14 protein-coding genes are annotated in these 15,586 nt (G+C 38.0%); 3 read left to right on the top strand and 11 right to left on the bottom strand.

Annotated elements, in window-relative coordinates; translation table 11 throughout:
- Positions 1 to 5 precede the first annotated feature (5 nt).
- The 10 genes from GYM62_RS07380 to GYM62_RS07335 all read right to left on the bottom strand — a co-directional run bounded on the left by GYM62_RS07380 (position 6) and on the right by GYM62_RS07335 (position 12,756).
- Positions 6 to 896 (bottom strand): toll/interleukin-1 receptor domain-containing protein, encoded by an 891-nt coding sequence (locus GYM62_RS07380; RefSeq protein ID WP_219958928.1) that lies wholly within the window; start codon positions 894 to 896, stop codon positions 6 to 8.
- On the bottom strand, positions 893 to 4,750 hold the full coding sequence (locus GYM62_RS07375) for an Eco57I restriction-modification methylase domain-containing protein (protein ID WP_219958927.1): 3,858 nt from the start codon (positions 4,748 to 4,750) through the stop codon (positions 893 to 895). Before GYM62_RS07375 ends, GYM62_RS07380 begins: the two co-directional genes overlap by 4 nt.
- A gap of 185 nt (positions 4,751 to 4,935) precedes the next feature.
- Complete coding sequence (gene mnmE / locus GYM62_RS07370; RefSeq protein WP_219958926.1) at positions 4,936 to 6,318, bottom strand: tRNA uridine-5-carboxymethylaminomethyl(34) synthesis GTPase MnmE; 1,383 nt, start codon at positions 6,316 to 6,318, stop codon at positions 4,936 to 4,938.
- Positions 6,315 to 6,770 carry a thioredoxin fold domain-containing protein gene (locus tag GYM62_RS07365; RefSeq protein WP_219958925.1) on the bottom strand — a complete coding sequence of 152 codons (456 nt, stop codon included), beginning with the start codon at positions 6,768 to 6,770 and terminating at the stop codon, positions 6,315 to 6,317. Before GYM62_RS07365 ends, mnmE begins: the two co-directional genes overlap by 4 nt.
- Positions 6,771 to 6,780: 10 nt before the next feature.
- Positions 6,781 to 7,680, bottom strand: a complete 900-nt coding sequence (locus GYM62_RS07360) for a metal ABC transporter permease (protein ID WP_370627660.1) — start codon at positions 7,678 to 7,680, stop codon at positions 6,781 to 6,783.
- Positions 7,667 to 8,959 (bottom strand): iron chelate uptake ABC transporter family permease subunit, encoded by a 1,293-nt coding sequence (locus GYM62_RS07355; RefSeq protein WP_219958924.1) that lies wholly within the window; start codon positions 8,957 to 8,959, stop codon positions 7,667 to 7,669. The genes GYM62_RS07360 and GYM62_RS07355 overlap by 14 nt, the downstream gene beginning before the upstream one ends.
- 1 nt (position 8,960) lies before the next feature.
- Positions 8,961 to 9,749, bottom strand: coding sequence for a metal ABC transporter ATP-binding protein (locus tag GYM62_RS07350; RefSeq protein WP_219958923.1), 789 nt, complete (start codon positions 9,747 to 9,749; stop codon positions 8,961 to 8,963).
- On the bottom strand, positions 9,746 to 10,660 hold the full coding sequence (locus GYM62_RS07345) for a metal ABC transporter solute-binding protein, Zn/Mn family (protein WP_219958922.1): 915 nt from the start codon (positions 10,658 to 10,660) through the stop codon (positions 9,746 to 9,748). The genes GYM62_RS07350 and GYM62_RS07345 overlap by 4 nt, the downstream gene beginning before the upstream one ends.
- Positions 10,657 to 11,319 (bottom strand): metal-dependent transcriptional regulator, encoded by a 663-nt coding sequence (locus tag GYM62_RS07340; RefSeq protein WP_091650635.1) that lies wholly within the window; start codon positions 11,317 to 11,319, stop codon positions 10,657 to 10,659. The genes GYM62_RS07345 and GYM62_RS07340 overlap by 4 nt, the downstream gene beginning before the upstream one ends.
- 312 nt (positions 11,320 to 11,631) lie before the next feature.
- Positions 11,632 to 12,756, bottom strand: a complete 1,125-nt coding sequence (locus tag GYM62_RS07335) for a glycosyltransferase family 4 protein (protein WP_144605764.1) — start codon at positions 12,754 to 12,756, stop codon at positions 11,632 to 11,634.
- Positions 12,757 to 12,776: 20 nt separating this feature from the next.
- Here GYM62_RS07335 and GYM62_RS07330 point away from each other — a divergent pair, with 20 nt between their 5' ends.
- A complete protein-coding gene (locus GYM62_RS07330) occupies positions 12,777 to 13,592 on the top strand; it encodes a 2,3,4,5-tetrahydropyridine-2,6-dicarboxylate N-succinyltransferase (RefSeq protein WP_144605765.1) in 816 nt (271 codons plus the stop codon).
- A 10-nt stretch (positions 13,593 to 13,602) separates the two neighbouring features.
- Entirely contained in the window at positions 13,603 to 14,205 is a 603-nt protein-coding gene (locus GYM62_RS07325) for a tetratricopeptide repeat protein (protein ID WP_144605766.1), read from the top strand.
- 27 nt (positions 14,206 to 14,232) lie between these two features.
- On the opposite strand, the gene GYM62_RS07320 is transcribed toward GYM62_RS07325, so the two are convergent.
- Positions 14,233 to 14,928, bottom strand: a complete 696-nt coding sequence (locus tag GYM62_RS07320; protein ID WP_144605767.1) for a molecular chaperone DnaJ — start codon at positions 14,926 to 14,928, stop codon at positions 14,233 to 14,235.
- Between the two features lie 202 nt (positions 14,929 to 15,130).
- Here GYM62_RS07320 and GYM62_RS07315 point away from each other — a divergent pair, with 202 nt between their 5' ends.
- On the top strand, positions 15,131 to 15,538 hold the full coding sequence (locus tag GYM62_RS07315; RefSeq protein WP_091650644.1) for a DUF4332 domain-containing protein: 408 nt from the start codon (positions 15,131 to 15,133) through the stop codon (positions 15,536 to 15,538).
- Positions 15,539 to 15,586 lie beyond the last annotated feature (48 nt).

Genomic DNA, 15,586 nt, shown 5'->3' with positions numbered 1-15,586 from the left:
GATTTCTATATTAATCCTTTTTCAATTTCCATTACAAATTCTTTTACATTTTCAGAATATTTAATAGCAAGTTTATCTCTAAGCCAAGGGTATTCTTTTAAATCATCCAAGTCTATATCTAACCAAATTGGAATAATTACTTTCTTTTTTTCGTAAACTTGTTTGTTAACAAGTGATTGAAGCTCGAATCTGACCCAGCCTTCGTTTTTCAGAAATGATTTACTTATAAAAAGTAATCCGTTATCGCATTGATTTAAACCTTCTGATATTTTTTCATATATCGAATCACCAGGTTTAATGGAAAATTTATCAAACCAAACATTGAACATCCTTCTCGATAATTCTGCGTTTACTTTTGAAACAATTTCTTTATCATTGAAATCATGACAAAGAAATATGTTCTTTAAACTTGTTTTATCCATTTTTTCATAATCTTCAGTAGTTCTAATTGAAAAATATAAGGGAGTATTGTTATAAGTGAAATTTAAGTTGTCAATATGTTTGTATAATATTTCACGTTTAGATGTTATTCTATTACATTCTATGTATATCCGTCCAGTAAAAAGCAAGTTTTTTCCACTATATGATCTTGAAGGATCAATTGGGTCTTTTACTTCTATTATCATATTTTTATATTCTTCTTTATTCAAATACCTTGTTAATATCTCTGGTATTTGAAAAAGTTCTCTTTCGCCAAAATCATTAAATATTATAGCTACTTGTTTGTATAATTTAAATATATTGAATGCAGTTGCAACTTTGAATTTAAATTCCTTTTTACCAAATTGATTTTCTTCAAATAAAGTGTAGTCATGGTTTGTTACCATAACATGACCCTCTTTTTCTACTTTAAAAATATAATCTGAGAATCTATCGTGAATTTCCTGTAACGTCATACTTTCCTCCCTTCCACTATCCCAATCTCATCCTCACTCAACCCATAAAGCTCATAAACCAATTGGTCAATTTCAGCTTCGAGAGTCGAGGTGTCAGATGTTGGATTTTGCTTTTTTGCTTCAAGGATTTGTTCTACTAGTAAATCTATTCTTCCAGTTTCATCTTTAAGTATGGGGAAATCTTTGAAGTACAAATAACTAGGCTCCAAAAAGCCTCCTCTCAATTTTGGCAGGATCTGTTCAAACAAGAAATAGGTAATTTTGCTATTTAAGATTCCTAAGAAGCCAAAATCAAAGTGGGAAATAATAAAGCATTTCTGATTCGTATATTTTGATGAATCATCAAATGCAAATTCTGGACGTTTACAAATATTTGGATAAATGATCTTCTCCTTCTCAAACTCTTCATAGTAATCCACAGCATCCTGAATTTCATACCATTTGTAGCTTCCGGGTTTTCGGCCTGGCCAGTTGGTTCCCTTGAAATCTTTTGGTTTGGGCTCCAAGCTTTTGCGGAAGCCTTCGAGATAGGAGAGGATGGCAGGATAGTTTTCAATTTCAATTCCACGTCTCGTGAAAATCAAAAACTTATCACTTTTCGGCTGCTGATACCGCTTGATATCCCTTCCCGCCAAGAATGGCTTAATGATTTCTTCACTTTTGGGATCCTCCGCCATCAGACGGTCTTTGGTTTCTTGATCTATCACAAAGGCTTCATTTAGGCCTGTAAGTACTCCTCGAAAAATCTTTCCATCTACATACTCAGAAAGCGGTACTCCCTGTGATTTAAGTTTCGATATAAGTTTTTGAGCCTTACTATCTGTCAGTGTCCATCCGTCATCAGCAAGCCCTTCCTCTAAAACTTCTATTCTGTTTTCAGCTAGGTAACTTTCCATTCCTAGGGGAAAATCCAATGTTTCCAGATTTACAGCGGTAAACTTGTCAATAGGAATGTTTTTTTCAAGTCCAATTATAAGTGGGTAAGTAGTCGCTTCTTCAAAAACCTGTAAATCACCAAAATCCAAAATTTCCTGAATTGAAAAGCCTTTGACATAGTTTCGCATGGCTTTACCGTAACCAGCCCGCATCCATTTATTAGGAATGATAAAGACAAAATTGCCTGTGTCCTTGAGCAAGTTCATGCTCAATTCCACAAAATAGACATAGAGATCTGCTGTCCCCGCATAAGTTTGATATCTTCCCTGCAAATACGGTTTAAGGCTAGAAAATTCTTCCTGCCGGATATAAGGCGGATTCCCGATTACCACATCAAAACCCACAAAATCCCCTTCAACATTTAGTACTTCAGGAAATTCAAATCGCCATTCAAAAGCATTTTCAAAAATCTGGTTGGCTTTGATTTCTTCGATTTCTGTTTCCAGTTTTTCCAGTTCCTTGCTGACTTTATCGATTTTAGCGAGGCGAGCTTTTTTCTCTTTGGCTGACTCTTCGAAAAGCCCTGTCTGCATGGTCAGGTTATAGAGTTCACCGCCCAGTTTGGCTTTCCGCTTAACCTTAGGATCGTTATTGGCTATTTCAGATCGGAAATCGGATTTGATCGCATTGATCAGGTTTTCCATCTCCCGCTTCTCTTCCTTGCTCTCTGCATTTCGATAGCGATCCACTGCGATTCGATATGCATCGATAGAAAATTTACTTTTCTTCAATGCCTGACTGAGATCTTCCTCTAATCCAAATCTTGAAACCAATGAATTTCCGCATTTGATATTGATATCGATATTGGGTAAAGTTTCCAGTTCCCGCTGTCCTTTGAGGTTTTCAGAACCTCGAAGGTCTCTGTATTCATCACGCACTTCATCAGAATCAGCATAACAGACAGGAGAGCTATTGCCAGTTAGGGTAATTGGATCTTTATAATAGGCACTTTTTAACAATTCAATCCAAAGTCGTAGTCGGCAGATTTTAACCGAGTTGGGATTGATATCTACCCCAAAAAGACAGTTCTCAATTATTGTCTGCTTTTCGTGAAATAGTGTTTCCTGAATTCGCTGGGATTCTTTGTTGTTGGGGTGGTATTCAAAAAGTTCTCCATCTTCATCGGTGACGATCAGTTCATCATTGACTACTTCTACCTGATATTCTTTAAGTCTTTTGCCAGATCTATCCTGCAAGATTTTAAGGTCATTTTTGACCGCAATGATTTCATTGAGTGCTGAAACCAAAAAGTGACCGGATCCTACTGCAGGATCACATATTTTTAGAGAGTTGACGAGTTCGTTTGCCTCATTTCTATCGTCGATTTTGTCATAGAGTTGCTCCAGATTTTCCACTTCCCATCCCTTGGCTTCCTTAAACTTCTGAATGACTGCCTTTCGGATCGTTTCCCGGCACATATACATGGTGATAAAGCCAGGAGTAAAGAAAGATCCGTCTTTATAACCATTGATTTTCTCGAATATCAAGCCTAAAACAGAAGCATTGATCAGGGTTTTATTATCCTCCTGAATTTCTTCTGAACCTTCACTGGCAAAATCATAAGCATCCAGAAAGCGGAATAAGTATTCCAAAGTCGTGAGTTCGCCATTCAGCTTTTTTCCATGAACATCCTTCAGAACTGTAGATGAAATCACCGGAATGGTTTTTTCATTCTTTAGAAAATTGACCATGATGGTCTTTTGCTCCAAAAAAGTTGGTTCGAATAGGGAAGAATTCAGGTAGGGGACCTTGGCAAAAATTTCCTTCACATCTTCATTTCTATCTTCAGTTTTTTTAGCAAGAACCTGAAAGAAAAGCGAATTGAGATCATCCCAATCATGGATATTCTTTTTATTAAGGAAAGCAAAGGATTTATCTCCCTTATTGTAGCTGATGAGTTGGGCTTCTAATAGTTTCAGAAAAAGAATCCGATTGATCCAAGTGATGCTTAATTCCAAGCCTACATTGAATAAGCGTTCTTCTAAGGAATTACCATAGTGACTAGGCTTATCCAGCTGACTAATTTTATCGAGGGAATCTAATTGAATGATGGCATCCTCTAGGATACTGCCTGAGTTACGCTTTCCCTTTGCACTTCGCTCGATCAGTTTTTTGCCTCCTTGCTTCGTTTCTGTAAGTCCAATGATATGTAGCAATTCTGAATAGAAGCGCTTGTCTAGACTGTTGCTGTCATTAGCAAAAGGTAGTTTAAGCAAGTGTTCCGGAGAAAGCAGCTTAAATAATGCGATTAATTTCGAGTCATCTTTTTTGTCCTGATTGCGCAGTGGCTTGTTATAATCTCGGATATCAAAATGGGTGAAGGTAATTTGATCCTTTACTTTTTCAATAGCCGGTTCAGCGATGTTTTTATAAAAAAAGTCGGTTTTGATTTCAGCGAGTCTTCCTGATTCAAAATCCTCAAATTGCTTGACTAACCCTTTGTTTTGAGCAAAATGTCTATCAAAAATCTGCGCATCGAAAATAAACCATTCATGAATATTTGTTACCAAAAGATGTTTGACTTCAAGATTTTTTTGAGTGATCCGTTCTCTGAGGTAATATAAAACCAGCTCCTGAAGTGCTTTACTGTTGATATTTTCTCTGCTCAACATTTCCGATTTATTCGTCGGTTTTTTTGTTTCGATGATTACACCAACACTCGATTTAGCTTTTTCTCCTGTGTGGATAACTAGGTCATTTCGCCCTTTGGTATTGATGTAGTGGGAAGGATCGTAATAGGTTTTCTTTAAGAAATCAATGACCAAGTTCTTATGAAACTCTTCTGATTCGGATTCATTGATTCGGTCGACCAATTGAAGAAGGTTAGTTTTAAAACTCTCAATCGCAGATCGATTGGGTTTTACTTTTAAAAAGGCCTTATTAAGAGATTGCTTGGGTTTAAGTATTTGTTCAGGCATTCAACTATCATCTTGAAAAAACTACTTACAAGATGCATAATTTTTGACTAAAAATGCAAGGGTAATTATTTTTGAAAAAAATGTATGCCTATTGGTGTCTAAGATAATTTATTTACCGATACAAAATTTGGAAAAGATACCTGTCTGTCCGACAGGCAGGTTCGCCATAAATCATCTTTTAAAATTTATTTACCGATACAGAATTTGGAGAAGATATTCGCCAATAAATCATCGGTTGTGATCTCACCGGTGATTTCTCCAAGATAATGCAGGGACCTCCTGATGTCCATTGCCAAAAAGTCATTGGTCACTTCCTGATCCAAGCCTCTTAGAACATCTAACAGCGATTCCCTGGTTTTAGTCAATGAATCATAATGCCGAATATTGGTCACCACGGTATTTCCGGTTTTGAATTTATCCAAATTGACCAACTCCAAAATTTTAGCCTTAAGGCCTTCTAAATTTTCTTTTTGACCCGCTGAGATAAAAATGCTGTCCGGATGCTTTTCTTTTAATTCACTGATCAATTGATTATTAGCCTTATCTACCTTATTGGCTACTTTCACGAAAGGAACTCCCAGATTTTCCAGCTTATTGACATCCCGATTGATCTCTACTAAGTCTGTATCACCCAAATCAAAAAGGTATAAAATCATAGAAGCCGTTTTCATTTTCTCCTGAGTTCGGCTTACACCAATTGCTTCAATCGTGTCTGTGGTTTCTCTTAAGCCAGCTGTATCTATGAATCGAAAGATTACCCCGCCAATATTTATTTCATCTTCGATAAAATCCCTAGTAGTTCCGGCAATATCTGATACAATTGCTTTTTCCTCATTGAGCAAGGCATTAAGTAGGGTAGACTTTCCTGCATTAGGTTTTCCTGCTATGACGGTTGGAACCCCGTTTTTGATAACATTCCCGAGGTCAAAGCTGAGAATTAGCTCTTCTACCACTCTCAATAACTTCTCTACTAAGTCTCTCAAGTCATCTCTGCTGGCAAATTCTACGTCTTCCTCGGTAAAATCAAGCTCCAACTCAATCATAGAAGCAAAGTGAATGAGTTTGGATCTCAATTCCTGAATCTCAGAAGAAAATCCACCTCTCATTTGATTCAATGCAGCCTGATGGGAAGCTTCAGAGTCAGAGTGTATCAAATCCGCAACGGCTTCTGCTTGAGCCAAGTCAAATTGCCCATTCAGAAAAGCTCTTTGAGTGAATTCTCCAGGCTTTGCCGGGCGAACACCTTTTTTCATGAAAAGGCGGATTACCTGATTGATGATATAGGAGGAACCGTGAGTTGATATTTCAACCACATTTTCCTTAGTAAATGATTTGGGAGCTATAAAAAGCGATACGAGAACTTCATCTATGATCTTGTCACCATCACGGATTGTTCCAAAATGGATGGTATGTGATTCTTGCTTTTCAAGATTTTTTCCCTGAAAAACCTCATTCACTAATCTGATAGAATCTGGTCCTGAAAGTCGGATAACTGCAATGGCACCGACACCCTGAGATGTGGCCAAAGCAATAATAGTGTCATTTCGCTCGGAGAGTGAAAAGCTCATGGTTTAGGTCTAAAGGCTTTTTCTATTAATTCATTCAGGCCCGCTAAAAATTGTTCCGGCTGTCTATAACCTGGAAGTTGGGCTATATTTTGTAAAGTCGGTTCTATTATCACAAAATTAGGATAGGAGCGAACCCTCATCGCTGCAGCCATTTCTGCTTCATTGAATTCTCTGCCTCCAAAAGTAAAGGTCCTCTTCGTATCCTCGGCATTTAATTTTACGGCATAAAATTTCGCGTTGATATATTCTACCACTTTAGGGTCTGTAAAGGTTTCCTTATCCATTTTCTTGCACCAGCCACACCAATCTGTGTAGACATCTACCAGTAGCATCTTGGGGTTTTTCTCATTGGCCGCGATGGCATCCTCAAATTTCATCCACTGGATTTCTTGCTGGGCAAAAACCAAATGAGTGAAAGTGAAAAGGAAGAAAAGAAGAAATAATTTTTTCATAAGCTGCAATTCAGGAACTAAACGCCTCCTCCTTAGATTGAGTTCCGAATTTAAATTTAGACTTTTTGCTTGTTAAAATTGCTGAAGTCAAGAAAACGAAACCTGCAACGCTAACCATCATACCAGCAATCGAAGAATCCAACCAAAAGGCGAGGTAATATCCGATCACTGAAATTCCGATTCCAATACCTATCGTCAATTTGATCAATGACTTGATTTGCTTGGTCCAAAGGAAAGCAGTGGCTGGAGGCACTACAAGTAAAGCTACTACCAAAATCGCACCAACTGCCTCAAAGCTGCTAACTGTTGTATACGAAACCATGGACATTAAAGCTAAATTGATGGCACCTGCAGGAATTCCTAAAACGATCCCGAAGCTTTCATCAAAACTTGTAAGCTTTAACTCTTTGAATAAAAGCCAGATGAAAGTGATTACCAGCAGTAGGTTTAAGATAGCGAGCCATGTAATTCTAGGTCCCATACTAAAACCTGATTTGGTAATCCACAGATCAATTGGCAAATAGGCGATTTCACCATAAAGCACACATTCCTGATCCAAATCTACCTTGTAGGCAAGCATATTGATTAGAATTATTCCTATAGCGAATAATAAGGTGAAGGTGATACCAATTGAAGCGTCCAATTGAACTTTGGCTTTTTTTCTCAACCAATCAATGATGAGGGTAGCTAATATCCCCAACAAACCTGCACCTATAATGACTTCTATGCCCCTTTGCGTACCAGAAATAAAAAAGCCAATGACAATTCCAGGCAATACTGCATGTGAAATAGCATCTCCCGTCATAGACATTTTGCGAAGCATCATAAATACTCCCAAAAGTCCACATGAAATGGCAATCAGAGATGCTGTGAAAATGATCAGAAAAGCATTGGTATCAATGGTCATCATGGTCTCTTGGGATATTTTCCTGATGAGGATCTAGCTTAGGATAATTCAATCTGTTATCTAAAAGCTCCTCTAATTCAGGAGTGATCAAATGTTCTAATTTTTCAGCAGAATCATGTACGTGATCAGGGGCGATATTCATGTATTCGTTCAAATACAATTCCCATAATCTATGTAGTCTTACAATCCTTTTTGCTTCTTTCTTTCCGCTTTCATTTAATTCTATAAAACCTTCTTTAACAGTTATTTGATTGGTTTTATTTAGAGTTTTAATTGATTTCAAAGTTTCAGTTTTATGTACTGGAAACATTGAAAGAAGTTCTTGGATTTGAAGCCCGGATTTTTGCTCCTCCATTGCCTTATAAAGACTCTTAAGCACATGTTCCTTATGCGTCTTTTTTAAATAAGATTGACGGGAAATAAAACGGAATAGAACTCCCTTTTTTGGAGCGAAAAGAAAAGAAATCAAAGCCAGGGTTGATAAGCTGACCACAACCCAAGGACCGGTTGGCATTTGGGGGATGATAAAAGAAATATAGGTTCCGACTATTCCGGATATGATTGCGAAGAGAGCCGCCAAAATCAAAAGCGTTCCGAGCCTATCAGTCCAAAACCTAGCTGCTGCTCCAGGGGTGATCAATAAGGCTGCCATTAAGACAACTCCAATCGCCTGAATGCCGATGACCACTGAAAGGATCATTAAAATGTTGAAGACAACACGAATTCCCTTCATTGGAAAGCCGATTGCTTTTCCATATTCAGCATTGAAAACCAGAAGACTGAATTCTTTTAGCAGTAAACTGAGCGTTAGAATAATCAACAGAGAAAGTGAGCCATAAACCCAAAGGTCTTCTTCCAATATTCCAATGGCGTTACCGAAAATAAACTGATTTAATCCGGCCATTTCCGGATTTCCAGTCTTTTGGATCATGGTCAAAAGCACAATTCCAAAACCGAAAAAAACAGATAGGATTACAGCTATGATCGAATCCTCGCTCAGTTTGGTGTTTTCTTTTAGCCATGAACTCAAAAATGTAGCAAGTGCTCCGGAGAAAATGGCTCCTCCAACTATGTAAAAAGGATTTTTTTCACCTGCTAAAATGAAACCTAAACAAATACCTGGCAATACTGCATGAGAGATGGCATCCCCCAGAAGGGCCTTGTTATCCAAAAAACTGAAAGTACCCACATAGGCAGACCCTATACCCAATAAGGTAATCCCCATCACTATAAATAGGATGGAAGAGTCTTGGAATGAAAAGAAATAGAGAAAATCCTCCATATCAGTTTTTAAGTGGATTGAATTCTTTCTTACGAATGAGGTCAGTTACTTTGGTTAGGAGATTTAACTTTCCTCCATATGTTTTTCTGAGAAGTTCCTCACTAACTACCTCTTGCTTCGGGCCTGAGGCTACTAAGTGTAGGTTGAGCATGATGATCCATTCGAAGTAACTCATTGCCGAATGTATATCATGATGCACCACCACGATTGTTTTTCCTTCCTTGCTCATTTCCTGCAGTAATTGGAAAATGGCTGTTTCAGTCGCCATATCCACTCCTGCAAAAGGCTCATCCATCAAATACAAATCCGCTTCCTGTGCTAAAGCTCTTGCAATAAAGACTCTTTGCTGTTGTCCGCCTGATAGTTCGGAAATTTGACGAGAGGCAAAGGCACTCATTCCAACCTTTTCCAAGCAATTATGAGCAAGCTCTTTTTCTTTTTTTCCAGGCCTATTGAATAGACCCAATTTCCCATAGGTACCCATTAGCACTACATCCAAAACAGAAGCCGGGAAATTCCAATCTACAGATTCCCGTTGGGGAACATAACTGATCTGGTTTCTTACTTGCTCCAATTCCTTATTGAAAATTTTAACATAGCCTCCACTTGCCTGAACCAAACCCATGATAGCCTTGATCAAGGTTGATTTACCAGCTCCATTAGGCCCTAAGATTCCAATCAACTTTCCTTCAGGCAAGCTTAAATCCACGTTCCATAATACAGGCGATTGATCATAACTCACCGTGAGATCATGAATTTCCAAAATGGGGTTTTCTACTTGTTGGATCATGGCAATAGGCTTTTGAATATGGTTTCAATATTGGAGCGGAACATACCTATGTAAGTTCCGGCCGGAGTTTCAGGACCATCCAGACTGTCAGTGTATAATGGTCCAGCTAATTGGATAGGATGGCCTGCATTTTCACATCCCGCCACTACGGCTTTAATAGCCTTTGGAGAAATGGTTTGCTCTGCAAATACTGCTTTGATATTTCTTTCTACAATAAATTGAATGAGTCCAGTTAGATCTCTAAGACCCGGTTCACTTAAGGTGGATAGTCCCTGCAAACCTTTTACTTCAATTGAATAAGCTTTTCCGAAATAGGCAAATGCATCATGTGCTGTAATTAATGCTTGCTGACTCTGATTCAAGAGTTGGGCTTTATCTATGACTTCTTGATGTAGCTGATCTAATTCCTGAAAATACTGTTTTGAATTTGATTCAATGGTGCTTTTCCATTCCGGTTTCCATACGATAATTTCTTCAGAAGCGAATTGCATAGCCATTTTCCAAAGGGAAACATCGAACCAAATATGTGGATCTACACTATGAGCTTCAGGCCCTGATCTAATCAATAATTCATCTGGAACCTTTTCTGAGACATTGATCAAGTTTTTGCTGAAGGCTAGTTTCTCAAATATCTCCGTCATTTTACCTTCCAAATACAATCCATGGTAAATGACTAAATCTGCATCCTGCAAAAGATCCAAGTCTCTCACTGAGGCTTTATACAAATGTGGGTCAACTCCGGCAGGCATTAAAGCGATTACCTGAGCATTTTTCCCAACAAGATTTTTAATCCCATCTGCTAAAATGGAAGTGGTGGTTACAATCACCGGTAATCCATTTTCCTCACTTTCACGAAACTTGCAAGATGAAAGTAAAAGAACACAAATTAGAATCGAATAAAATCTGATCATGACTGAAGGACCAATATGTTACCAGCCACATCCTTGGACATAAAGATATTTTTCTTTTGATCTACCAATATTTCCAAAGAACCATCAAACTCAACCTTGTCCAGGACTTTGATTCTAGCCCCGATGTAAGCGCCAACCTTATCAAGATATCTCAAGAAAGCAGCAGAACTATCTTTCACCGCCACGATTTGACCGGATTGATTGAGCTCCATTTCATTCAATGGAATTCTAGGTCTTGCTCTGACATCCCCAAATTCATCCGGTATTGGATCACCGTGAGGATCAAATTTCGGATAATTAAGAAATGCATCCAGCCTTTGGATCAGTAGGGGAGACTGTATGTGTTCAAGTTCTTCTGCGACCTCATGAACTTCATCCCAAGCAAAGTTGAGTTTCTCAACCAAAAAAACTTCCCACAGTCTGTGTTTCCGGATAGTTTGTAAGGCTCTCTTTTTTCCTTCATCGGTAATATTGACCCCGTAATATTTTCGGTACTCAATCACTTCTTTCTCTCCAAGCTTACGGAGCATATCAGAGACAGAGGCCGGCTTGGTATTCATTTCACCAGCAACATCATTGGTTGATACAGATTTTTTTCCACCATCGGAGAGATGGTAAATGGCTTTTAAATAATTCTCTTCAGCTGTGGTCAAGTTCATCGTCTGGAATTTAATAAGACAAAGATAAAAATATTTTTAGATATAGCTAAAATATAATTTGAAACCGTCTAAATCGCCTGTGGATAAGCTCATTTTTATTGTGATTTGGATTTTAGTCTAGGCTAAAATATAAATTAATACTATCTAAAAAATGGGTTAAAATGCTTTATATCAATATTTTAAAAATATACATTTCATAAAATAACCTCAATAGGGTACTTTGGAAATGAGTTTCCATTTATGAAAATCGAGTGTAAAAAGGAGTTGATTGGTGGATAAGTTTTCCACTTATCCCCGGGGTAGGGAATTGTACTAAGAGAGAGATTGGATTAATCTCTGGAAATCAGGCTTAACCGTATCCCAATGGATTTCTGATGGGATTTCTCCTTGAAAGTAATAATTGGATAATGCTACCTTGAAAGAAGATCTAGCATTTAATAAGTCTAAAAAGTCAATTGATTTACCTCCTCCAAATTGAGACAAAAAGTTCTCCCAATTGGGATTAGGACTATGTAAAACTGCTTTCCCTAAACCGGCACATTCATACAGTTTAGTCGGCATTTTGGGAGCTATTTCAGGGCTTTGTTTATAAGGTAAGAGTACAAAGTCGGCCAGTTCCATAGCTTCAATGATTTGCTCATGAGCTATAGGTTGCCTGGAAATTTCAAGATTGATGTAGGATTTGTTTATAACAAAATCAGTCAGCTCTTCCCCGAATTTCTCAATTGTGCAATGCCCGATAACATGAAGCTTAATTTGTGGGAAGTCTTGGATAAGTATATCAACCCATTTTAAGGCGTCTAAGGTACCAAATGCAGGGCTAAGGGTACCAGTAACTAAGAGATGGATCTCTGGTTTTTCATCGACCTTAAATGGCTTTGTTTTTCTGATCTTTCCCTGAAATAAATTAGGGAGTATTAGCGCTGGTTTCTTTTTCGGCATTTCTATAGCATAGCAAGATTCAGCCAAGAGATAATAATCGACGGAGGCCAATCTTTCTGATAAAAAAATGACTGTTTTTGAGAGGCTTTTAGCCAAAGAACTTCTTGAATTAGGAAGATTTTGATTGGCTAGATAATTTTCCTGAACATCATAAATCAAGCTATATCTCAGGAAAAATTTGAGGAGTGTAGCGGGCAATAAATATTCCCAAGTACAACAAATGAGAACTTTTGGCCTTGTTTTGATGGTTAGGTATAGAAATCGGATCGGCAAAAAGGCTCTCTGCCAAAAAGATTTTATATCGCTGATAGAATAAAAATATCTAACATCACTGGATTTTAAAGGTCTTTTAGAGGAAAAGCCTATGAAGTTTAGCCTGTATTTATTTGTTTCACGCAGCGAAAGGCCAAGCTTCGCAAAAGCTCTTGTATCCTGTATAGGTTTTAAGCTTGAAGCGATCAGTACAGGAGTCTTATAGGCCGATTCAACATGCATAAACGAAACTAAACAATTTAATGGAACTCAGAGAAATCATCGAAAGAGCTTGGGAAAAAAGAGAATATCTTAAGGAAAAAGATACCGAAATCGCCATCAAAACTATCATCGCCGATTTGGACGCGGGTCAAATTCGTGTAGCTGAACCACAGGAAGATGGTTCATGGAAGGTAAATGACTGGGTGAAGAAGGCAGTAATCCTGTATTTTCCAATTCAGAAAATGCAAACTATTGAAGTTGGGCCTTTTGAATTTCATGATAAAATGGCGCTTAAGACCAATTATGCCAAGCAAGGTGTTCGTGTAGTTCCTCATGCTGTAGCTCGATATGGTGCACATCTAGCAAGCGGAGTGGTCATGATGCCAAGTTATGTTAATATCGGTGCCTTTGTGGACAGTGGCACGATGGTTGATACCTGGGCAACTGTCGGTTCTTGTGCTCAAATCGGCAAAAATGTTCATTTAAGTGGCGGTGTAGGTATCGGAGGTGTGCTAGAACCTGTTCAGGCAGCTCCGGTAATTGTAGAGGATGGAGCTTTTGTTGGCTCTAGAGCGATCATCGTAGAAGGAGTGAGAATAGGAAAAGAAGCGGTAATCGGTGCCGGTGTGACTTTGACAGCCAGCTCAAAAATCATTGATGTGACGGGTTCTGAGCCTAAAGAATATAAAGGTTATGTTCCACCTCGTTCGGTGGTTATTCCAGGATCAATCAGCAAAGAATTCAGTGCTGGTACTTTCCAAGTTCCTTGTGCATTGATCATCGGTCAAAGAAAAGCTTCTACGGATTTGAAAACCTCACTGAATGATGCATTGAGAGAAAATAACGTAGCAGTCTAAACCAACTATTATGAAAATGTTACTCCGAGCCGGGTGTGTTGTACTATTAAGTGCAACATTTCTGGCTTGTTCTAATTCAAAGCAAAACAAAGGGGATGCTTATTTCAACAAGGGTAAATATGAAGAAGCTGTAGGCGAATATTCAGAAACCCTGAAATTTAATCCTAATGATGTTACTTCCCTTTATAACAGGGGAAGGGCATTTGAAGAGCAGGGCCAATATGATTCTGCATTGAATGATTTTGAAAAAGCGATGCAAATCGATCCTAACAACTTTCAGATTCTTTTAAGCATTGCCAATATCCATTATCTCAACAAAGAGTATTCTAAGTCCTTGCTTTTTGCAAATAGGGCAGAAGAAATCTCAGGAGCTCCTGCAGCAGCTTCTTTTATGAAGGGTAGAGCTCTTCATCAGTTGGGAAATACCCTAGACGCGATGAAGGCCTATAATAATGCGATTAAGCTTGACAAAGATTTTGCACAGGCTTATTTTAATAGAGGAATGCTTAAAGTAGCTACCAATAAAAAAAGAGGAGGCTGTGAAGATTTTCAGCTAGCAAATGGCTTGGAATATCCAGGAGCTAAAGAAGCTTTAGAAAAGTACTGTAATTAAAAAATCCCGCTTCGTGCGGGATTTTTTTTAATGTTTATGCTCGATTTTTTGATGATTGCAAATGAGTTCAGTAGACAAACTTCCTGTGCCTCCACATACTTTACATTCACTGATTTCTTTGAGGCTTCCTTGACAGTTGGGACAAGTCAACCTTCCATCACCTCCGCATCGGTCGCATTCGAAGTATTCAACTATATTGAAAATATTCCTTTTTGTAATCATTCCAGTAGCTGCACACTTACTGCATCCTACAATACCTTTGCCTCGACAATAGGTACAACTTTGTTCTAATTTCTGCTTTCCTCCACAGTTTGAACAGGGTTCAAGTCTATAGCCCTTTCTATCACAGAGCTGACATTGAATGATATCTTTGAGCGGCCCTTCCAGCTTTTTCTGTAATTCTTGTGCTCCTTGATAATTAGCTCCCCTGAAACCATTAATTTCTAAATATTTATTCAAAAAGTTGGAGCTATTATCATATTGACCTAACTGATAAAGTGTCTCTGCAAAATAATAGGGCATTTCTTCCGGTAAGGGTAATCCTGAGTCGATCAGGTTTCTGAATATGGAATTGGCAGTGGTATAATCCTGTCTTTCCATGGCAGCTAGGGCACCTTTCATCCAACGGTCAGTCTGACCAAGATTGGGAACTCCCTGAGCTATAGAGGCAAAAGAAATTAGGAAGAAAATACCGATGAATAGTGGCAGATATTTTGAAAACACGGGTTGAATCAATTTTAATTTCAAGGTTACAAACTTGCTTTTGAAGACGAAAGTTAATGTTTGTAAATGGAGTTTTTTTAAAACATTCTTTAAAATGGATTTTGGAAGATAAAAATTGTCTTTATTTTAGGATAATAGTTTTGTTTAATCACCTGATTAAAAAGCTAGAGTCAAGAAACATTTTAACCTAAACACTAATAACATGGCAAAATCAATTGATGCTATTGAAGGTATCGGACCTGTATTCAAGGAAAAACTAGCAAAAGCTGGAGTAAAAACAGTAGAAGGCTTGCTACAACATGGAGCTTCTAAATCTGGAAGAAAGAAAATTGCAGATGCTTCGGGTATAGATGAAGGAAAAATTTTGGATTGGGTCAATATGGCAGATCTTTTCAGAATCAATGGCATTGCCAGTCAATTTGCAGAATTACTCAAAGCAGCCGGAGTTGATACTGTAAAAGAATTAAGAAATCGTAATGCAGAAAATCTTCATGCTGCTTTGGTAAAAACCAATGCTGAAAAGAAACTCACAAGAGCTATTCCTGCATTATCCAGAGTAGAGGATTTTGTAGCCCAAGCAAAAGCATTGGATCCTGTTGTAACTCATTAAGTTTCCCTTTTATCTAATTTCAAAAAAACCTTTTTGCGACCTGCATCA

Source organism: Algoriphagus sp. NBT04N3, assembly GCF_019443765.1.
Classification (GTDB): Bacteria; Bacteroidota; Bacteroidia; order Cytophagales; family Cyclobacteriaceae; genus Algoriphagus; species Algoriphagus ornithinivorans.
The sequence above is the reverse complement of the archived record's forward strand: the minus strand, read 5'-3'. Positions and strand labels throughout refer to the sequence as shown.